The 19361-nt window shown below is 67.7% G+C and carries 18 protein-coding genes and 1 riboswitch; of the genes, 12 read left to right on the top strand and 6 right to left on the bottom strand.

The genetic code is table 11. The features are described from left to right. Positions 1 to 651: FAD-binding protein (locus TSO5_RS13160; RefSeq protein ID WP_109152031.1), on the top strand; the 651-nt coding region annotated here is incomplete at its 5' end. Between the two features lie 107 nt (positions 652 to 758). After that, positions 759 to 1664 carry a VOC family protein gene (locus TSO5_RS13155; RefSeq protein WP_109152025.1) on the top strand — a complete coding sequence of 302 codons (906 nt, stop codon included), beginning with the start codon at positions 759 to 761 and terminating at the stop codon, positions 1662 to 1664. Positions 1665 to 1687: 23 nt separating this feature from the next. Here the strand turns inward: TSO5_RS13155 and TSO5_RS13150 are convergent, their stop codons facing one another. Beyond that, a complete protein-coding gene (locus tag TSO5_RS13150; RefSeq protein WP_247870742.1) occupies positions 1688 to 4177 on the bottom strand; it encodes an ATP-binding protein in 2490 nt (829 codons plus the stop codon). Between the two features lie 244 nt (positions 4178 to 4421). Between TSO5_RS13150 and murJ the strand changes: the two genes are divergently transcribed. Beyond that, the gene (gene murJ, locus TSO5_RS13145; RefSeq protein WP_109152029.1) at positions 4422 to 5996 is read left to right on the top strand and encodes a murein biosynthesis integral membrane protein MurJ; all 1575 of its coding nucleotides are present in this window, start codon (positions 4422 to 4424) and stop codon (positions 5994 to 5996) included. Between the two features lie 41 nt (positions 5997 to 6037). Here the strand turns inward: murJ and TSO5_RS13140 are convergent, their stop codons facing one another. Beyond that, positions 6038 to 6964, bottom strand: coding sequence for an AraC family transcriptional regulator (locus TSO5_RS13140; RefSeq protein ID WP_247870741.1), 927 nt, complete (start codon positions 6962 to 6964; stop codon positions 6038 to 6040). A gap of 105 nt (positions 6965 to 7069) precedes the next feature. Continuing rightward, positions 7070 to 7149, top strand: a riboswitch (SAM riboswitch). Between the two features lie 80 nt (positions 7150 to 7229). Between TSO5_RS13140 and metZ the strand changes: the two genes are divergently transcribed. Both metZ and TSO5_RS13130 read left to right on the top strand, forming a co-directional pair. Beyond that, the gene (metZ, locus tag TSO5_RS13135; protein ID WP_109152023.1) at positions 7230 to 8438 is read left to right on the top strand and encodes an O-succinylhomoserine sulfhydrylase; all 1209 of its coding nucleotides are present in this window, start codon (positions 7230 to 7232) and stop codon (positions 8436 to 8438) included. Between the two features lie 84 nt (positions 8439 to 8522). Next, complete coding sequence (locus tag TSO5_RS13130) at positions 8523 to 9038, top strand: phasin family protein (protein ID WP_109152022.1); 516 nt, start codon at positions 8523 to 8525, stop codon at positions 9036 to 9038. A 4-nt stretch (positions 9039 to 9042) separates the two neighbouring features. Here the strand turns inward: TSO5_RS13130 and TSO5_RS13125 are convergent, their stop codons facing one another. Further along, the gene (locus TSO5_RS13125; protein WP_247870740.1) at positions 9043 to 10020 is read right to left on the bottom strand and encodes a cation diffusion facilitator family transporter; all 978 of its coding nucleotides are present in this window, start codon (positions 10018 to 10020) and stop codon (positions 9043 to 9045) included. A gap of 152 nt (positions 10021 to 10172) precedes the next feature. Here TSO5_RS13125 and TSO5_RS13120 point away from each other — a divergent pair, with 152 nt between their 5' ends. Both TSO5_RS13120 and TSO5_RS13115 read left to right on the top strand, forming a co-directional pair. Then, the gene (locus TSO5_RS13120) at positions 10173 to 10592 is read left to right on the top strand and encodes an OsmC family protein (protein WP_109109402.1); all 420 of its coding nucleotides are present in this window, start codon (positions 10173 to 10175) and stop codon (positions 10590 to 10592) included. A 147-nt stretch (positions 10593 to 10739) separates the two neighbouring features. Then, the gene (locus TSO5_RS13115; protein ID WP_109152020.1) at positions 10740 to 12749 is read left to right on the top strand and encodes a YjbH domain-containing protein; all 2010 of its coding nucleotides are present in this window, start codon (positions 10740 to 10742) and stop codon (positions 12747 to 12749) included. A 2-nt stretch (positions 12750 to 12751) separates the two neighbouring features. On the opposite strand, the gene TSO5_RS13110 is transcribed toward TSO5_RS13115, so the two are convergent. Then, positions 12752 to 13150 (bottom strand): hypothetical protein, encoded by a 399-nt coding sequence (locus tag TSO5_RS13110; RefSeq protein ID WP_109152019.1) that lies wholly within the window; start codon positions 13148 to 13150, stop codon positions 12752 to 12754. Positions 13151 to 13492: 342 nt separating this feature from the next. On the opposite strand from TSO5_RS13110, the gene TSO5_RS13105 reads away from it, so the two are divergent. Beyond that, entirely contained in the window at positions 13493 to 13657 is a 165-nt protein-coding gene (locus TSO5_RS13105) for a DUF1328 domain-containing protein (RefSeq protein ID WP_085090676.1), read from the top strand. Between the two features lie 322 nt (positions 13658 to 13979). On the opposite strand, the gene TSO5_RS33310 is transcribed toward TSO5_RS13105, so the two are convergent. Further along, positions 13980 to 14912 carry a sigma-70 family RNA polymerase sigma factor gene (locus TSO5_RS33310; RefSeq protein ID WP_247870739.1) on the bottom strand — a complete coding sequence of 311 codons (933 nt, stop codon included), beginning with the start codon at positions 14910 to 14912 and terminating at the stop codon, positions 13980 to 13982. Between the two features lie 565 nt (positions 14913 to 15477). On the opposite strand from TSO5_RS33310, the gene TSO5_RS13095 reads away from it, so the two are divergent. The 4 genes from TSO5_RS13095 (at position 15478) to TSO5_RS13080 (ending at position 18230) form a co-directional block, all read left to right on the top strand. Next, entirely contained in the window at positions 15478 to 16404 is a 927-nt protein-coding gene (locus TSO5_RS13095) for a transglycosylase SLT domain-containing protein (protein WP_247870738.1), read from the top strand. A 201-nt stretch (positions 16405 to 16605) separates the two neighbouring features. Further along, positions 16606 to 16941: a hypothetical protein gene (locus tag TSO5_RS13090; RefSeq protein WP_109152017.1), complete on the top strand. Its 336-nt coding sequence runs from the start codon at positions 16606 to 16608 to the stop codon at positions 16939 to 16941. Positions 16942 to 17061: 120 nt separating this feature from the next. Beyond that, entirely contained in the window at positions 17062 to 17373 is a 312-nt protein-coding gene (locus TSO5_RS13085; RefSeq protein WP_109152027.1) for a hypothetical protein, read from the top strand. Beyond that, complete coding sequence (locus tag TSO5_RS13080; protein WP_247870737.1) at positions 17370 to 18230, top strand: methyltransferase domain-containing protein; 861 nt, start codon at positions 17370 to 17372, stop codon at positions 18228 to 18230. The genes TSO5_RS13085 and TSO5_RS13080 overlap by 4 nt, the downstream gene beginning before the upstream one ends. A gap of 36 nt (positions 18231 to 18266) precedes the next feature. Here the strand turns inward: TSO5_RS13080 and TSO5_RS13075 are convergent. Beyond that, a partial coding sequence (locus TSO5_RS13075; RefSeq protein ID WP_199230885.1) for a translocation/assembly module TamB domain-containing protein occupies positions 18267 to 19361 on the bottom strand: 1095 nt, incomplete at its 5' end.

The raw sequence follows: 19361 nt of genomic DNA, 5'->3' as shown, positions 1-19361 counted from the left end.
TCGGTGGGCAAGAACGTGCTGCCGCGCGTTGCCGCCTTGCTCGACGTGGCGATGATCTCCGACATCACCGCCGTGGTCTCCGCCGATACGTTCGAGCGGCCGATCTACGCTGGCAACGCCATCGCCACCGTGCAGTCGGTCGATGCGGTGAAGGTCGTCACCGTCCGCACCACCGCCTTCGAGGCGGCGGCAGTCACCAACAGCGCCCCGGTCGAAAGCATCGCCGCCGTGGCCGATCCCGCCCTGTCGAGCTTCGTCTCGGCCGAGCTGACCAAGTCGGAGCGTCCGGAACTGACCGCCGCCCGCATCGTCATCTCCGGTGGGCGCGGCATGCAGTCGGGCGACAATTTCCCGATGCTGGAGGCTCTGGCCGACAAGCTGGGGGCCGCCGTGGGCGCCAGCCGCGCCGCGGTCGATGCCGGCTTCGTGCCGAACGACTATCAGGTCGGTCAGACCGGCAAGATCGTGGCGCCGGAGCTGTACGTCGCCGTCGGCATTTCGGGTGCGATCCAGCATCTGGCCGGCATGAAGGACAGCAAGGTGATCGTCGCGATCAACAAGGATGAGGAAGCGCCGATCTTCCAGATCGCCGACTACGGCCTTGTCGCCGACCTGTTCAAGGCCGTGCCGGAGCTGCAGCAGGCGCTGTGACCGCTGGGCCGGGCCTCCCACGAGGAGACCCGGCCGCTTCACGCTTGCCGCGGCAGGCCGGCTGTTCTATCGCTGGCGGCACAACAACCCGACAGCGGCAGGACGCCATGAGCATCGACGGCATCACCGGACTGGACCATCTGGTCATCGCCACCCGCGACCTGGACGCGGCGCGCGACGCCTATACCCGGCTCGGCTTCACCGTGACGCCACGCGGCCATCACACCCAGCTGAAATCGGCCAACCACACCATCCTGTTTCCAACCGGCACCTATCTGGAACTGCTGGGCATCGAGGAACAGCGGCCGGCCAATGCCCATTACGCCGCCTTCCTGCGCCAGCGCGAGGGCATCGCCGCCGTCGCGCTGAAGACGCCGGACGCCCGCGCCGCCGTCGGGCCGCTGACCGCCGCCGGCTTCCCGGTGTCGGAACCCGTCGATTTCGGCCGCCCGGTGGACCTGCCCGGCGGCAGCCGCGACGCCAACTTCACCATCACCCAGATCGACCCGGCGGCCACCCCGGCCGACCGCGTCTTCCTGTGCCAGCACCACACGCCCGATCTGGTCTGGCGCCCCGACCAGATGGTGCACGCCAACGGCGCCACCGGCCTGGAAGCGCTGGTGATCGCCGCCGCCGATCCCGATGCGGTGGCCGCGACCTACGCCAAGCTGCTGGGCGGCACCGTCACCGACCGCGGTTCCGCGCGCGTGGTGGAACCGGCGCACAAAAGTAGCGTGGGGAGCGGCGACGGTCAGGTCCCGGTGCTGGTCGCCACGCCGGACCGCCTGAATTGGGCCTGGACCGCCGACCCGGCCTTCGCCACCGTCGCCCTGCCCTTCTTCGCCGGCTTCGTGCTGCGCGTCGCCGATCCGGTCAAGACCCAGCAGGCTTTGCAGAAGAGCAAGTTCCCGACTGTCGTCGGCGAAGGCGTGCTGCGGGTCGGGTCGGCCAGCGCCTGCGGCGCCATGATCGCCTTCGCGCAGGATTTCGACCTGAACAGCCTGATCCCCTGACGGCCCACGGCCAGGCGACCGGATCAGGCCACCGTCTGGCGTTCCCGCAGAAGCGGCTCCAACGCCTCGGCCACCGCGCGCCGCAGGTCGGAGGCGATCACCGGCTTGTGCATGACGCGGAAATTGCCGGCCTCCGCCTCCTGCGCGCGGGCGGGAGCGGTGTCGCCGGTGACCAGGATGCCGGGCAGGATGCGGCCAAGCGCCAGCCGGACCTCCCGGATCGCCTCGGTCCCGGTACGGCCGTCGCGCAGACGGTAATCGGCGACGATCAGGTCGGGAGCCGGCCCGCGATTGGCGAGGTCGAGCGCCTCGCTGCAGGATTCGGCCGCCAGAACGATATAACCCCACTCCTCCAGCATGGCGCGCATCCCTTCACGCACGATACCGTCGTCCTCGATCACAAGCACGGTGGTGGCGAAGGCCGGCAGCGGCGCGAGCGGAGCGGGCATGATCTTGGCTGCCGGCGCGTCGGCGATCGGCAGTTCCACGGTGAAGACGGATCCCTCGCCGGGGGTGGACCGCACCGTGACCTGATGGTCGAGCATCGCCGACAGCCGCCGCACCACCGCCAGACCGAGTCCAAGGCCCCGGTCGCGGTTGCGGCTGGGATTGCCGACCTGCACGAACTCCTGGAAGATGTCCTCCTGCTGGTCGGCGGGAATGCCGATGCCGGTGTCCCACACCTCGATCCGCAGCATGCCGCCGCGACGGCGGCAGCCGATCAGGATGCGTCCCTTGTCGGTGTAGCGCAGCGCGTTCTCCACCAGATTCTGCAGGATGCGGCCCAACAGCATCGGATCGCTGCGGACATGGGCGCTGCACGGCACGATGTGCAGGATCAGACCCTTCTGGACGGCGACTGAGCGGCTGTTGGCGGCCACGCGGTCCATCACCTCCTGCAGCGGAAACACCTCCACCTCGGGAATCACCGCCCCGGCCTCCAGCCGGGAGACGTCGAGCAGCCCGTCCAGCAGCATCTTCAGGGCGCCCAGCGCCCGATCCATGGTGCCCAGGACATTGCGGGTCATGCCGTCGCTGACGCGGGTGGACAGCACCTCCATCAGCAGCATCAGCGACTGCACCGGCTGGCGCAGGTCGTGACTTGCCGCCGCCAGGAATTTCGACTTCGCGACGTTCGCAACGTCGGCCTCCCGCCGGGCTTCCGTCAGCGCCGCCTGCGCCCGCTTGTGCTCGGAAATGTCGCGGACGGTGGCGATCAGGCTGACCAGACGGTTGTCGTGATCGCGCACCGGCGACGCGCTCAACTCCAGGCAGCGCGGCCCTTGCGAGTCCGCACCGTCCGCGACAAGGCCGGGACGGGTCAGTTCCACCCGCGCGTCCCGGCCGACGACGATGGCGTCACGCAACGGCTGCAGGGCCGCCCGGTCGTTCGTCGCCCGCTCCAGCGCGGTCAGGGCGCCGCTGCCCATCAGGGCGGAGATCGGCGCGCCCAGCAGCTCTTCCAGCGCCGGATTGACATAGACGATGGGCATGCCCGGCTGGGTGGCGTCGGCGATCATGATGCCGTCGTTGCTCCAGGCCAGCGCCCGGTTGCGCACCCGCAACGCTCGGTCGGTGTGGCGGCGCCATTGCAGTTCGACGATGAAGGCGATGACGAACAGCAGGATCACCACGGTGGTGGCGACCGCCCAGCCGATGTAGAGGCGGGCATTTTCGCGCCAGGGACCGAACACCGTCTCCACCGATTCGCCGACGACCGCGATCACCGGATAGTCGGGAGTCGACCGGAAGGCGGTGATCCGCTCCACCCCGTCGATCGGGCTGGTCATGCGCATATGGCCGACGGGATGCTGCCTGATCGCCTGCCAAAGCTCGCTGTTGGCTGAATCGCGGCTCGATGCCGCGTTCATTCCGCCGCTGCGGGCGATGATGACGCCGTCGGAGCGCAGCAGCGCCGCCGCGCCGTCCGGCGGCAGACCAAGCACACGGTAAAAGCGGACGAAGGATTCGACCGGAATGTCGGCGACGGCGATGCCGGCGAAGGTACCGTCGGCGTTCTCCAGCCGGCGCGACACCGGGATGATCAGGTCATGCGTCTCCGACGAGGCATAGGGGATGCCGATCACCAGCCCGCGCGGCGCGCTGTCACGGGCGATGCGGAACTCGTCGCGGTCGGTGATGGACCCCTGGAAGGTGGCCCGTCCCCCGCCCATGGTCAGCAGGCCCGAGGCATCATAGACGCGGACGCCGACCACCAGCCCCTCTTCGAAGGCGCGGCGGGAATCCAGGCGCATGGCGCGGTTGCGCTCGGTGTTGGCGATCAGGTCCAGCAGCAGGTCGTCGACCCGGCGGAAGGTGGAAACAGCATGCTCCCCCACCAGACGGGCGACGACGGCGGTCTTTTCATGGGCCGTCTGGTCGAGCAGCCGCTCTTCCCGATGCAGACGGTCGAGCAGAATCCACCAAAGGGCGGCGATGGCCAGCGCGACCGCCAGAGCGGGCAGGACCAGCCGACCGCCAAAACCGGAAAAAAGCCAGAGCGCCCGCTTCACGTATACCCCGAACGCAGTGGATCGTCCGCCGGCCGCGTCCTTCGGCGTGAAAGCGGACGCAGACAGGCGGACGCAAGCATGCCGCAATGCCGGTGCCGACGCAACGCCATTACCGGCAAGGTGGCATCGACGGGCAGTTGCTCCACCCATGCAGACCAGCGCCATCATCACCACCAACGGCACCGCATCCACTGCGCCGAAAAGCCGGCTTTGCCACGCACCCATGGCCGGCTATACCGCCGCGATGAATTTCGCACGCGCCATCGCCACAGTCGGCGGCCTGACCCTGCTGAGCCGGCTGGCCGGCTTCGCACGCGACATCCTGACCGCGGCCGTGCTGGGCGCCGGGCCGGTGGCCGACGCCTTCTTCGTCGCTCTGAAACTGCCCAACCTGTTCCGCCGGCTGTTCGCGGAAGGCGCTTTCGGCGTCGCCTTCGTTCCGCTCTTCGCCGCCGAATTGCAGACCCGTGGCCGTGCCGCCGCCATCCGCTTCGCGGAAGAGGCGCTGGCGATGCTGCTGGCGATGCTGCTGCCCTTCACGCTGGCCGCCGTCGTCGCCATGCCCTGGCTGATGCACGGTCTCGCTCCCGGCTTTTCGGACGAGCCGGCCAAGTTCGCCCTGGCGGTGGACATGGCGCGGCTGACTTTCCCCTATCTGGCGCTGATCTCGCTGGTGGCGCTGCTGGGCGGGGTGCTGAACGCGCTCGACCGTTTCGGCCCCTTCGCCGCCGCGCCCATCGCCTTCAACCTGACGCTGGTCGCCGCCCTGCTGATCGCGCCGCGGCTGGGGCTGGAGGCCGGCACCGCCATGGCGGCGGCGGTCACGCTGTCGGGTGCGGTTCAGGTCGCGTGGATGGCCTGGGCCTGCGGCAAGGCGGGCATCGCCCTGCGGCTGCGTCCGCCACGGATGACGGAGGGAATGCGGCGGCTGTTCCGGCTGATCGGACCCGGCGCGATCGGGGCCGGCGTCATGCAGATCAACCTGTTCCTGAACATCGTGCTGGCCTCGCTGCTGCCGTCGGGCGCGGTGTCCTTCCTTTATTATGCCGACCGGCTGAACCAGATGCCGCTGGGTATCATCGGCATCGCCATCGGCACCGCGCTTTTGCCGGTTCTGGCCCGTCATGTCGCCGCCGGGGACGAGGGGCTGGTCCGCCATTACCTGAGCCGCGCGCTGGAGTTCAGCCTGCTGCTCGGCCTGCCGGCGGCGGTCGCCTTGGGCGTGGCGGGAGCACCCATCGTCTCCGTCCTGTTCCAGCGCGGCGCCTTCGGTCCGGAGGAGGCGCAGGCCACGGCGATGGCGCTCGCCGCCTATGCCATCGGCATTCCGGCCTATGTGATCGTGAAGTCGCTGAACGCCGCCTTTTTCGCCCGCCACGACACGGTGACGCCGGTGCGCGTGGCGGTCGTCGTGACGGTGGCGACCGCCCTGCTCGCGCTGCTGCTGATGCCCTGGCTGGGCCATGTCGGCATCGCGCTCGCCACCGGTTTGACCGCATGGCTTGATGTCGGGCTGCTGGTCGCGGCGATGCGCCGGCGCGGCCTGTTCGACCTGGATGACCGGCTGAAACGCCGCGCGCCGCGCATCGCGGCGGCGGCGGCCGGCATGGGGGCGGCGCTGCTGGTCGGCGACCGCGTGCTGGCGCCCTGGCTCACCGCACCCTCCACCACGGTGAGGTTCCTGGCGCTGGCCTTGCTGGTGTCCGGCGGCGCCGCGGCCTTCGGAGTACTGGCGACTCTGCTGGGCGGGGCTAAACTGGGAGACGTGAAGGGGATGCTGTCGAAAAAGCCGCAACCGAGCGGAGAGCAGGTCGGCTGAACCGGCGGACAACGGAAGCGGCGCCACTTCCGTGCCGTGCCTTACTTGATTGGCAAATAGACGTCGGTCAGCAGATCATGCTCCGGTGTCTCGCCGATGAAGTTCAGATAGTGGAAGTACACCGGGAAATCGCGAAGCTCTTCGCCGCTTTCCGGAAGCCATCGGCCATAGAGAAACCGCACGACCTCCCCGATCTGCTCGTGCGCTCCCCGGTGCCTGACCACGGCGCATCGACCGCCAGGAATGAGCTTCTTCACCACCCCTTGGGGATTGTCCGGCACCTCGCCGTCGATTTCCCCGCAGATGTCGAACCGGAAATCGGCCGGTTCGGTGGTTTCCGGGTTGTCGAAGGCGACGCCGAAGGTCCGGCACCGTTCCCGCGGCGACAGCCCGCTGGCCTTGCGCCAGTCGATGAAGATGCGAACCGAGTCATTCACGCCCTCGATTGGTCCTTGATGACAGTAGGCCGCCACCTGGATGGGCGCGACTTCGACGATGGAGACATCCATGGTCCTGATCCTTCTTCTTTTGATGTGACGATAGCGGTCGTGCCACTGCCGCCATTCCGGAGTTTTCCTGAACTCCGACGGGGTCTGGCCGAACGCATTCCTGAAGGCGCGGGAGAAGGATTCCGGCGTTTCGAAACCGGCGTCCAAGGCGATGTCGATGACCTTGTCGGCCGGATAGAAGGCCAGCCGGAACGACGCCCGCTTCAACCGTGCCAGCTGGATGTATTTCCCGATGCTGACATCGAAATGAGCCGAGAAAAGACGATGGAAGTGGAACTTCGAGAGACAGGCGACGTCGCTCAGCCTGTCTAACGACAGGTCGCCCTCCAGATTCTGGTCGATGTAGTCGAACAGCCGGGAAAATCTCTTGTCATACTCTTGCCTGCTCATCGTCGGTCCGGCCTGCACGGTTGATGGAAGGAACCATAAGCCGGGGGTCCGGCAGCCGTCCTGGCACATCTTGCTGAATATCGACCGCGATTTCGGATCGGCAGACCGGTTGGGTTGCGGAAAAAGGGAAGGCGGCGCTACCCCACTTGACGGCGGTCATACGCAGTCGTACAAGCGAACCCACGTGGTGATTTGGTCGACCGGCTTGCGGGCCACGTAAAACAATCCGCTAAAAAGGTCCGAGCCGCGTCCGCGCCTCGACCCGATCGGTCGGGGCGTTTTCTGTTTGCGGCCGGCCTCGCCCCACCGGCGTCATTCAGGGGAGAGTTGCGGAATGTCGCGCACCGATCATCGCAATCCGAACGTCGCGGGGCTGCGCCCGCGGTCCAAGCTGGTCCATGGCGGCATTCGCCGCTCGCAGTTCGACGAGACCTGCGAGGCGCTGTACCAGACCTCCGGCTTCGTCTACGGCTCGGCCGAGGAGGCGGAGAACGCCTTTGCCAACGACGGCACGCGCCATGTCTACTCGCGCTTCCGCAACCCGACCTCGGCGATGTTCGAGGACCGGCTGGCCGAGTATGAGGGCGCCGAATGGGCCTATGCCACCGCCAGCGGCATGGCGGCGGTGCATGGCGCGCTGATGAGCGGCCTGCGCGCCGGCGACCGGGTGGTGGCGCCGCGGGCGCTCTTCATCTCCTGCTATTGGATCCTGAAGGAGCTGTGTGGCCGCTACGGCATCGAGACGGTGTTCGTCGACGGCACCAACCTGACGGAGTGGGAAGAGGCGCTGTCCAAGCCGACCAAGGCGGTCTTCCTGGAAACACCGTCGAACCCCGGGCTTGAGGTCGTCGATCTCCGGGCTGTCTGCGATCTCGCCCACAAGGCGGGTGCGGTGGTCGTCGTCGACAACGCCTTCGCGACGCCCGTCCTGCAGCGCCCGTTCGATTTCGGCGCCGACGTCATCATCTATTCGGCGACCAAGCACATCGACGGTCAGGGCCGCTGCCTGGGCGGTGTCATCCTGGCCAAGGACAAGAAATACGCCTCGGAGGTCATCCATCCCTTCCTGCGCAACACCGGCCCGACCATCTCCCCCTTCAATTCCTGGCTGCTGCTGAAGGGCATGGAGACGCTGGAACTGCGTGTGCAGGCCCAGTCGGCGGCCGGGCTGCAGGTCGCCGAGTTCCTGGAAAGCCACCCGAAGGTCGCCCAGGTGCTGTACCCGCTGCTGCCCAGCCATCCGCAATATGATCTGGTGCGCAAGCAGATGACCGGCGGCGGCAACATGCTGTCGGTCTTCCTGAAGGGCGGCAAGACCGAGGCGTTCAACACGCTGAACGGCCTGCGCATGGTGATGATCTCCAACAATCTCGGCGATTCGAAGAGCCTCATCACCCACCCCGCCACCACCACCCATTCCAAGCTGACGGACGAGGAAAAGGTCGCCGCCCGGATCGAACCCGGCCTGCTGCGCCTGTCCGTTGGTCTTGAGGATCCTCAGGACATCATCGAAGATCTCGACCGCGCGCTCGCCGAGGCGTAAAGATCGTCCCGGAACCTATGCTGCAGTGCAGCGTTGATGCTGCAGCCAAGTTCCGGCAACGATTTTTTGAGAGGGGCGACGCCCATGTCATCACAGAACGCCGGCAACGGCCATCCCACCGACAGGCTTATGGCGGTGGCGGGCCAGCTGACCAAGACCGGCCTTCGCAGCAGCGAAATGGGCGTCGCGGCGGCGCAGACCATCGGCTATCGCACCGCGATGATGACGGCGGCGCTGGCGAACCCCATCGACTTCGCCAATCCGGAATTCATCCGCATGGGATCGGAGAAGGTGGAGGCGGCCGTCGAAGCCTTTCACGCGGTGGCCACCGGCATCGGCGAGTTCGGGCAGGCCTGGATCACCATGATCACCAAGCAGACCCAGGCGGCGGCGGCCACCATCGGCGGGCTTGCCACCTGCAAGAACCCGGTGGAGATCGTCGACGTGCAGCAGCGCCTGCTGGCCGACGCGGTCGATGCCGGCATCCACGCCAACCTGCGCCTGATCGAGGCGACGGCGGCACTGGCGGCTGCCAGCATGAACCCCGCCTACCGCAAGGTGCGCGCCAACGCCCGCCGCCTCGCCCGCGAGCAGGTCTAAGGGCTCAGACCACCTCCGCTGGGGCAAGGCGGCAGCAACTGCCGTCATGCTCCACCTGGATGGTGGCATGGCCGATGCCGAAGCGCTCCTTCAGCACTGTCGAGATCTCGAGCAGAAGGGCGTCGTCCTGCCCCATGCCGGGGCGGACAAGATGGGCAGTGAGGGCGGTTTCCGTCGTGCTGATCGGCCAGATGTGCAGGTCGTGCACGGTGACGACACCGGGCAGCCCGGCCAGATAGTGCTCGACCCCCGTCCGGTCGATGCCGTCGGGCACCGCGTCCATCGCCAGCCGCACCGAATCGCGCAGCAGGCCCCAGGTGCCGGCAATGATGACCACGGCGATGACGATGCTGGTCACCGGATCCAGCCACAACCAGCCGGTGAAGCGGATCGCCAGCGCCGCCAGCACGACGCCCAGGGACACCGCCGCGTCGGCCGCCATGTGCAGATAGGCGCCGCGCAGGTTGATGTCCTGCTTCTGCCCGCCCATGAACAGCCAGGCGGTCCAGGCGTTGACGACGATACCGATCACCGCCACCACCATGACCGTGGTTTCCCCCACCGGCTCGGGATCGGCGATACGGTTGGCCGCCTCCAGCAGGATGGCGCCGACGGCGATCAGCAGGATCATCGCGTTCAGCAGCGACGCCAGGATCGACGCGTTGCCGAAACCGTAGGTGTAGCGCCCCTGCGGAATCCGCCGCCCGAGCCACACCGCTCCCCAAGCCAGCAGCAACCCCATCACGTCGCTGAGATTATGCCCGGCATCGGCCAGCAGCGCCGTGGAGTTTGCGATCAGTCCGTAGACCGCCTCCACGACCACGAAGCCGATGTTCAGCAATGCCCCCAGCGCGAAGGACCGGTCGTAGCGAGCCGGCCCATGATGGTGATGGTCGCCGTGGTCGTGCCCGGCATGATCGTGCCCGGCGTCTGAAGAACCGCCATGGGAATGGCCGTGCGGCATGGTGAAGGGCCTCGTCATCGCAATATGCGTCACTGTACGGTCGACTTTGGGCGAGCGGGCGCCGCCGGACAAGCCCGGTGATGGAAGCGCTGCGCCCCCTTGCGCCGCCCCGCCGCCGCGCCTAGCTTCGCGCGGACACTCACGATCAACAGTGAACGAAGGAAATGGTCATGAAGGCGCGCGTCACTTGGGTGGACGGCAAGATGTTCGTCGGCGAATCCGGCAGCGGCCATGCCGTGGTGATGGACGGCGCTCCGGAATCCGGCGGCCGCAATGCCGGCATCCGCCCGATGGAAATGCTGCTGATCGGCATGGGCGGCTGCACCTGCTTCGACGTGGTGATGATCCTGGAAAAGGGCCGCCAGCAGATCACCGACTGCGTCGCCGCAATCGAGGCCGAACGGGCGGACACCGATCCGAAGGTCTTCACCAAGATCCACGTCCATTTCACCGTGACCGGCCGCAAGCTGGACCCCGCCAAGGTGGAGCGCGCCATCGCCCTGTCGGCGGAAAAATACTGCTCCGCCTCGATCATGCTGGGCCAGACCGCCACCATTACCCATGACTTCGAGGTGGTCGAGGCGCCGTAACGGCGACGGCCTACCGCGTCTTTTCAGTTGCATTCATACGCATGACTCGCGAAGGATCGGATCGCATCTCCGAACCTTCGCGATCAGCGCGTGCGCCTCACTGCCTTTCTTGTTCTTCTTGCGGCATCCCCGGCCCTGGCTGATGAGATGCAATACAGCCTGTCCGACTGGGGCGGGATCGGGCTGTTGCAGATGCCGAATGCCCGCATGGCGCCCGACGGCTCGATGAGCGGCGGGTTGACCGCGCTCGGCGACCTGCACCGGCACTACACGATATCAACTCAGCCGCTGCCCTGGCTTGAGGTCACCGCGCGCAACAGCGCCTATCCCGGCTATTACGGCCTTACCGAACCCGGCCTCGATCTGAAGCTCCGGTTGCGGCGGGAGGATGAGCGCGGGCCGGCCCTGGTGATCGGCGGGCGCGACGTCACCGGGTCGGGGCTGGACCTTCCCGGCAAGGGGCGCTTCGCCGGCGAATATATTGCCCTGTCGCGACGCTGGTGGGATTTGGACCTGACGCTCGGCATGGGATGGGGAACGCTGGGAGAGGCCGGGCACCTGCGCAACCCGCTGCGTTTCCTGGGCGGCCGGTTCCGCCGCGACCGCGACCCGTCGGCATGGCCGACAACCCGGGGCCCCAAGGCGTGGTTCAGCGGCGAGCGGGTGGCCCTGTTCGGCGGCGTGGAATGGCACACGCCGGTCGAAGGGCTGAGCCTGAAGCTCGAATCCTCCGGCGACCGCTTCCGCGCCCAACGGCAGGACGAACCGGGCTTCGATCCCGGCAGCCGCTACAGCCTGGGCCTGTCCTGGCGCCCGGCGTCCTGGGCCGATTTGGGCGCGGCCTACGAGCAGGGCAGACGCCTGATGCTGCGGCTGTCGGTCCGCTTCGACCCGGCGGTGGATGCCGACCGCCCCGACCGCCCTCCCCCCGGCGTCGGACCGCGCCCGTCCGCCGGTTCCGCCCTGTCGGCCGATGCCATCGCCCTGGTGGCGCGCAGCCGCGGCCTGCCGGTCCGCGCGGCACGCATCGAAGGAGAGGTCGCGACCCTGTGGCTCGATCCGGCCGGGAGCGGACGGATGCCCCTGGCGCGCGAGGTCGGCGATGCCGCCCGCCTGCTGGCCGACCTCGCCCCGCCGCAGGTCGAGCGGTTGCGCATCGTCACCGGCGCCGGGGGCATGGACACGGCGAACGTTACCCTCCTGCGCCGCGACCTGGAACGGGCCGCCGATCACCGCGGCAGTGCTGAGGAGATCTGGCGAACGACGCAACTTGCCGCCACCGCTGACCCGCCGCCGGATTGGCGCCCTCGGCTCGATCTGTCCACCCGGCTGGTCGCCAGCTTCGATCTGGCCGAGTTGGGGACGGCGCTAGCCCAGCGCACCCACACCGACGTGATGCTGCGGGCGGAGCCTTTGCGCGGCCTGGTGTTGGGCAGCGGACTGCGGATCAATGCGGCGAGCGATCTGCAATTGCTGGACACCAACGCCGTGCCGGCAGCACAGCCGGTGCGCAGCGACCTGCCGCGCTATGCCGATCGCCCGCTCACCCTCGACCATGCCTATGCGGCGTGGCTCGCCAAGCCTGCGGAGGGGCTGACGACGCGGCTGTCCGCGGGTCATCTGGAGGAAATGTATGCCGGCGTCGGTGCGGAGGCGCTGTTCCAGCCGCTCGCCGCCCGCTGGGCGTTCGGCCTCGACCTCAATCAGGTCTGGAAGCGCCGGCCGGAGAGCTTCCTCGCCATCGACCACGGCGACGCCCGCGGCACCGGCCACGCCAGCATCTATTGGGAAGCCCCCGGTGCCGGCACGACCACAGCGCTGCGGCTCGGGCGCTATCTCGGCGGCGATTGGGGCGGAACGGTCGAGGTGATGCGCCGTTTCTACGGCGGCATCGGCCTGACCGCCCATGCCACCTGGACCGAGGGCCCGGACGGCGCCCAGAGCCGTTTCGGCGGGCGGATGGACTGGGGGCTGGCGCTGGTGGTGCCGATCGCCGCATCGGGATGGCTGCCGGTCGGCGGCACGGTGGAAACGGCGGTCCGCACGCTGGGGCGCGACGCCGGGCAGCGCCTGCAGCAACCGCTGCCGCTCTACGATCTCCGCGTGCCGGGAGGCGTCGGCCGCCTCACCGGCACATGGTCGCACCTGCTGGACTGACCTCAGCGGGCCGGCTTGGTGGCCGGGGTTGGCGCGCGCGTCGTCGAGGGGTTGCGCGGGTCGAGGACCACGGTCGTCCACTCCCCTTGCGGGGTCATGGCATTGGCGACGTAACGGTCACCCTCCTTGCGGAAATCACGCACCGACACATAACCGGCGGCGCTGAGCTGGTTCAGCAGCGTCGTCTGTTGCAGTTCGATCGGCTTCTGCCCCCGGCCTCGGCGCCCGGCGAGATCGGAGGTGGAGCCGCCGGCGGAACCCGTCAGTCCGGAGACATCGCCACCGGTGCTCCCCGAATAGGCGCCGGAATAGCTTTTTTGCAGGTAGGTCTGCTGCGCCATCGCCGCCGGCGCCACTGCGAGCGAAGCGGCCATCGCCGCCAGGATCAATCCGGTCTTCATAGGATCCTCCCGTGTTGTGGTCCCCCTCTGGCCGGCGACCGCCGGGCCTGATGATCCGGAAACGCGCCGGAAGCCCCATTGTTGCATAAATGCCAGTCCGCACCAGCCTTGCGGCGCCCCGATACTTCAGCCAATCAGGAAGCGGGAACATCGGACCCACGGCAGTGTTCTGGTCTACGAATGCCGCCGCACCGGCTGTGCTTACCGTCACCTTGGCCCGACTTGCCATTGCGGCAGTGTCCATGTGACGGAGGCGACGGGACGGCGGATGCGGCCACGACTTGTCTCATCTGTGACGCCGGCGGTCCTTGGTGACTATTCGGCCGATCGAGGGAGGGTATGATGCTCTATTGGGCTCTTGTTTTCTTCGTCATCGCGCTGATCGCTGGCGCGCTCGGGTTCGGCGGAATCGCGTCGGCCAGCTCCGGCATCGCGCAGATCCTGTTCTTCCTGTTCCTGATCCTGTTCGCCATCAGCCTGATCATGGGTCTGGTGCGGCGACGGTAGACAGGGGGCCGTCCGGCCCGGCGATCCGCTTTTCCGATAAGACGGAACCATCGGCGGATCGCCCGGTTGACCACGGTATCTCCTGACGCTGCAACACTCTCTCCTCCAGAGGTGACGTCAGGGCCGGCGAGCCCAGGCGGCGCTTCGATTGTCCCCGCCTCCGGCGGCGTCCCAAGCGGGCGCCGCCGTTCTTTTTTCCGTCCCGTACCCACGCAAAAAGCGGGGCACACCAAAACGGGGCACCCGGCGACCGGGTACCCCGCGAAATCCGTCATGCCTTCGAATGCCGCCCGCTTAAGCGTCCGTGTTCGGGCGTCCGTGTTCAGGCGTCCGCGTCGTCCGATGGGCTCTCGCCCTCCATCAGCAGTCGCAGGGCGCGACGACCGCGCGACAGGCGCGATTTCACGGTGCCGATCGAGATGCCGAGGATGTCGGCCGCCTCGTTGTAGGAAATCCCCTCCAGACCGATCAGCAGAACGACCTCGCGCTGTTCGTTGGGGAGCAGGGCCAGCGCCCGGCGCAGGTCACGCAGTTCCATCCGGACGAACTGCGAACCGGGGGCGGCTCCGATCGCGGCCTGCGCCTCGGCGTCGATGTCGACCACCGGCTGGCGGCGGCGTACGCCGTTGATGTGAAGGTTGCGCAGGATGGTGAACAGCCAGGCGCGGAGATTGGTGCCGGGCCGCCACAGATGCAGGCGCGACAGCGCCCGTTCAAGGCATTCCTGAACCAGATCGTCGGCCAGCGTCGCATCCCGAACCATGGCACGGGCGAACCGGCGCAGCCGTGGGATTTCCTCCTCGATCTGGCGGATCACCGCCGGATCGGGCGGTGCGTTGGGGTCGGGACGGAACTCGTCCTCGGCTTCCGCCTGAACGGCCACGACGCCGGCATCGGCCACGACCGTATCGGCTTCGCCGGCCTCGGTGCCGGCTTCGGCCCGCTTGGCCTCCGTATGGGCCTCCGCATGGGCAGTCAAATGGGTCTCCATCCCGGCATCGGCGTTTTCCTGGTCTGTGTACGTCGGCAGGCCGTCCGAACGGGTCCGGCCAACGGCCTCGGCGCCGAACGGCATCGGATCGGCCAGGGCCGGGCCGCGCAGTCGCTGGCTCAAGGTTGTCGCGACGTGGTTCGCCATCGGTGAAACGATGCCTCCTTCAATGCCGTTCGCCGCGGCGACGCCGACCGCTTTCTGGACTGCGGGCGACAATGCCGGGGCCTCCGGCGCGAAGGCCCCGGACGCGGAAATCTCCAAGGGAAAATCTCCATCGTCCGGGGCCATCGAATTTGCAGCCGATTATCTGGCCCGATCCGTACGTAATGAGCGCACAAACGAGCTGCCAGTTGGGAAAAAGGCTAATGGGTCATACAATAGGTCCGGTTAACCCCTAGAGTACCCCGTGTATCCCACACCAATCACCGTTCGGGCATTGGCGCAACATCTGGTCTTTCGTTATTTCTCCAACTCGATTGGAGGACGCATGACCAACGTGAAAAGAAAAAGACCGACCGACATTCGTCGATCGGTCTATGCATTTTTTATTGGCAGCGCCACATCAAGCACTTACGGCGATGTATTTTCCGGCAGCCAGCCATCCGTTTCGGCTTATGCCACCACGCCTGGAACCCGGCCAGACGGATACAGTGGCGTCCTCCCCAAGAGTTCTGCTTCCGACCATTCGATGGTCTCCGAAAGCTTGAAGAAAATCATACAGGGGGGTCCTGTGGAAGGCCACACGAACCTTTGCGGTACACCGTCCGCGTCGCGCAGTCCCGCAACCTCACAGCGCAACGGCAGACGTGGAACCCGCCCGGGACGAATGGCCGCGCTGTCTGCGGCCGTGCTCCTGCCCGCCCTGCTGGCGGCAGCGCCCGCGAATGCCGGCATCGCCGAGAAGACCGTCGCCGCGCTGGAGGCCCTGGCCAGCAAGGGCAGCGCCCGTGCCCAATACGAACTGGCGCAGCATTACGACCGCGCCGACGGGGTGAAGGCCGACTCCCGGCTCGCTTTATCCCTCTATTGCCGTGCGGCCCGTCAGGACTTTGCCGACGCGGCGTTGATGGCCGGCCGGATGCATATGGCCGGGGTGGGCGGCGTATCCAAGGACGCCGATCTCGGTCGTGCCTGGCTGCGCAAGGCCGCGGCCCTCGGCAACGAGCAGGCGGAGCGGCTGGTCGGCACTGTCAACGCCAAGGTGAAGACCCCCGACCGTTGCGAGCCGCCCAACCTGCGCTGGGGCATCATCCGCAAGCCGCCGGCCGAAATCCGCGCCATGGTGCAGAAGATGGCGCCGACCTACGGCCTCGATCCAGATCTGGTGCTGGCGGTCATCGCGGTGGAGTCCGGCTACCGCATCGACGTCGTGTCGAACAAGAACGCCCAGGGTCTGATGCAGTTGATCCCGGAAACCGCCGAACGCTTCGGCGTCTCCGACCCCTTCAACGCCGAACAGAATCTGCGCGGCGGCATGAAGTATCTGCGCTGGCTGCTGGCCTATTTCGACGGCAACGTCGCCTATGCGCTGGCGGGCTACAATGCCGGCGAGGGGGCGGTCCTGCAGTACAAGGGCATCCCGCCCTACCGCGAGACGAAGGATTACGTGACGAAAATCCGCAGCATCTACGCGCAGACCTATCACCCCTTCAACCGCGGTGTCGTCCAGTCGGCAGGCCTCGTCAGCAGCGCGCGAGAGGAAGTTGCCGAGCTGTCGCTTTCGACCAGGACGCGCAGCAGTGGAAAACGCTGAGAACGGAAGATTGCGACTCGGAAAAATGCGACTCGAACGACTCGGGAGTGGCTTGGTTAACACTTTGGTTATAAAATGACGATTACCCTCGGGGCACGACGGATTTCGCAAGCGCTGGCGCCCATGGGGACGCCATCCCGCGTCACCCGCCAGCGTCTCACCTGCAACGTTTCATCCGAACGTTTCCCGAGGACCTGCCCGATGCCCATGGCCGCCGACGTCGACACCATCGAACGCACCTCCATCGTCGCCTACACGCTGCTGAACGAGCTTCATGAAGTCCTGGCCCTGCCCAAGGCTCCGGACGACGTCACGCTGGGCATCCTGATGGGCATGGCCATGTTCCTCGACGACAAGGTCGGCCCGATGCGCGCCAAGCGCCTGATGAGCGAGGCGCCGACCATCGTGCTGAAGACGGACGCCCACGTCACCACCGACCAGACCCAGCGCATCATGCCGGTCCTGCGCGCCTTCGGCGATCACCTGAAGGAACTGCGCATGAAGGCCGAGCGTCCGGTCAGCGGTTCCGTCGGCTGACGATACCCGCCGATTTTTGAGTTGTGCGGACCCGGCGCCGACCATGGCGCCGGGTCCGTTGTGTTGGCAGACTGTCAGGCTGCTTGACCGAACGGTGAAATGGGCCGAAGCTTCCCGCCCATGGACTGGTTCACCGGGATCAGCATCGTCGCCATCATGGCCGGCGTGACCGTCAGCACCGTCGTGCTGGTGGCCGTCGGATCGATCCGCCGCAGCCAGAACGAGGCGGCGGCCCGCCAGTCCCAGCAAATCCGCAAGCTGACGGAGACGGTGGCGACCCTGTCCCAGCAGCAGCAGGCGGCGCAGACCCGCATCCAGCAACTGACCGACGCCAATCGCAAGCTGTCCGACGAGTTGTCGGCGCTGGGCGAACGGCTGAACGACGCCGACACGGTCCAGCGCGTGGCCGGCACGGCGAGGCTTCTCCATTGACCGCGACCACCTTACCCGACACCCCCGCTCCCGATGCGGCCCATCCCGATGCCGTCAGAGAGCGTGACCGCTGGGCCGCCAGCGCCGACGCCTGGGACCGCTGGGCCGATCCGATGGCCGATCTGGCCGACAAGCTGAACCGCCCGCTTCTGGATGCCGCCGGTCTGACGGAGGGTCACCGGCTGCTCGACCTCGCGTCGGGCGCGGGCGAGCCGGCGCTGAGCGCCGCGCGCCGCGCCGGACCGGCCGGGTTGGTGGTGGGCAGCGACCTCGTCCCCGGCATGATGGCCGGCGCCGTCCGCCGTGCCCGCAGCGTGGAGGGGCCGGCACCCGCCTTCACCGCCGCCGACATGACCGCCCTACCCTTCGCCGACGCCGCCTTCGACGGTGTGACCTGCCGCTTCGGCATCATGTTCGTGCCCGGCGTGGAGGCCGCCCTGCGCGAGGTGCGGCGCGTCCTGCGCCCCGGTGGCAAGGCTGCCTTCATGGTATGGGGATCGCGGACCGGCAACGGGCTGTTCGCGGAGATTGGCGACGTGGTCGCCGACCATCTCGGCGAGGACGGCAGCCTCGACCCGCTCTTCCGCTTCGCCAAGCCGGGATTGCTGTCCGACGTGATGCAGGCCGCGGGCTTTGCGGAAACGTCGGAGACCGACCTGACCCCGGTGCGCAAGGCCCCCGCCGGCCAGCCCTTCTGGCGCGCCGCGCTGGACATGAGCTTCGGCCACCGGCTGGGCGGATTGAGCGCGGAACGGCGCAAGGCGCTGGAGGACGACATCGCCAAGCGGTTCGATGCCCAGGCGGTGGACGGCATCGTGCCGGTGCCGTCGCACGCGCGGATCGTCGTGGGGTGGTGAGGTTGGATGGGGGCATCGTCAGCCGACACTCCTCCCTCAATAATCCTTCTCGTAGATTACCCCGAACTTCGTCTCCGAGTTGGCCCCGACGGACGCGGTGCCCTTCAGGTTCTTGGTGATGTCGACCTCGACCTTGGCCCGGCTCTGGTTGGCGCCGATGCCCTGTTCGACGCCGACATAGACGCGGTCGCTGACATAGCGGCCGGCCTGCACGGCGCCACCCTTGCCGTTCTCGCCCTGGGTGAAGTCCAGCCGGTCGACGCCCAGGCCGCGGCGCACCTTGTCCAGGATGCCGCCGCCACCGCCGCCGATCCCCGCCAGCGACGCCGCCGACTGGGCCAGCTGAACCGCTTCCGCGGCGCTCAGGTCGCCGACCGACTTGCCGAACAGCACGCCGGCCAGCACCTCGTCCTGCGGAAGTCCCTGCGGGGAGGTCAGTTCGATCTTCGGCTGGCGGGCGGTGCCGCTGACCACGACGTCGGCGGTGATGCCGTTGGCCGTCGCCTCGGCCAGCAGGTCCAGCCGGGGGTCGATCGGCTGTGTGCCGTCGAAATCGAAGATGCCGCGCTTGAACTCGAAGTTCTTGGCCAGCAGGTCCAGGCTGCCTTTCAGGATGCTGAAGCGGCCGGTCACCTCCGGCGCGGCGGCGGTGCCGCCGACACGCAGGTTGCCGCCCAACTCGGCATTCAGCCCGCGACCGCGCACGAAGATCTGATTCGGCGCATTCACCGTCATGTCCAGCGCCAGCACGAAGGGCGAAGCTGCCGGAGGCGCCTCCTGCGGAGCCGGCACCCGGCGCGTGCCGCCGGCGGTGGACACCTGGGTCGTCCCGCGGGCGCGGCGGCCCTTGCCGACCTCCGTCACCTTCAGATCGACGACATTGGCGGGCATGCGGTCGGGAACCTGGATTTCGGCGCGGCGGATGTCCACCGGCCCGGCCAGCCGGGCATTGGTGAAGCCGCCGGTCAGGGTCAGGTTCGCCCCGATCTCCGCCGTCACCAGATCGATCTCCAGCAGCCGGGCATTGTCGGCCTGCAGCCTGATGTCCAACTGCTGGTCGGCGGCGGCACCCGGACGGATGACGCCATTGGCGGTGATGGTCCCGCCGTTGCGGGTCCGGCCGCGGAAGCT

Origin of the sequence: Azospirillum sp. TSO5, from assembly GCF_003116065.1 — a bacterium.
Lineage (GTDB): Bacteria > Pseudomonadota > Alphaproteobacteria > Azospirillales > Azospirillaceae > Azospirillum.
This window is presented reverse-complemented; position numbering and strand designations above follow the sequence as displayed.

Coding starts and splice junctions, on each gene's coding strand:
- TSO5_RS13090 (WP_109152017.1), top strand. CDS start 16,606: ATGCCCATGGCCGCCGACGTCGACACCATCGAACGCACCTCCATCGTC.
- TSO5_RS13115 (WP_109152020.1), top strand. CDS start 10,740: ATGCAATACAGCCTGTCCGACTGGGGCGGGATCGGGCTGTTGCAGATG.
- TSO5_RS13110 (WP_109152019.1), bottom strand. CDS start 13,150: ATGAAGACCGGATTGATCCTGGCGGCGATGGCCGCTTCGCTCGCAGTG.
- TSO5_RS13140 (WP_247870741.1), bottom strand. CDS start 6,964: ATGTGCCAGGACGGCTGCCGGACCCCCGGCTTATGGTTCCTTCCATCA.
- TSO5_RS13130 (WP_109152022.1), top strand. CDS start 8,523: ATGTCATCACAGAACGCCGGCAACGGCCATCCCACCGACAGGCTTATG.
- metZ (WP_109152023.1), top strand. CDS start 7,230: ATGTCGCGCACCGATCATCGCAATCCGAACGTCGCGGGGCTGCGCCCG.
- TSO5_RS13085 (WP_109152027.1), top strand. CDS start 17,062: ATGGACTGGTTCACCGGGATCAGCATCGTCGCCATCATGGCCGGCGTG.
- TSO5_RS13105 (WP_085090676.1), top strand. CDS start 13,493: ATGCTCTATTGGGCTCTTGTTTTCTTCGTCATCGCGCTGATCGCTGGC.
- TSO5_RS13155 (WP_109152025.1), top strand. CDS start 759: ATGAGCATCGACGGCATCACCGGACTGGACCATCTGGTCATCGCCACC.
- TSO5_RS13120 (WP_109109402.1), top strand. CDS start 10,173: ATGAAGGCGCGCGTCACTTGGGTGGACGGCAAGATGTTCGTCGGCGAA.
- TSO5_RS13095 (WP_247870738.1), top strand. CDS start 15,478: ATGGCCGCGCTGTCTGCGGCCGTGCTCCTGCCCGCCCTGCTGGCGGCA.
- TSO5_RS13125 (WP_247870740.1), bottom strand. CDS start 10,020: ATGACGAGGCCCTTCACCATGCCGCACGGCCATTCCCATGGCGGTTCT.
- murJ (WP_109152029.1), top strand. CDS start 4,422: ATGAATTTCGCACGCGCCATCGCCACAGTCGGCGGCCTGACCCTGCTG.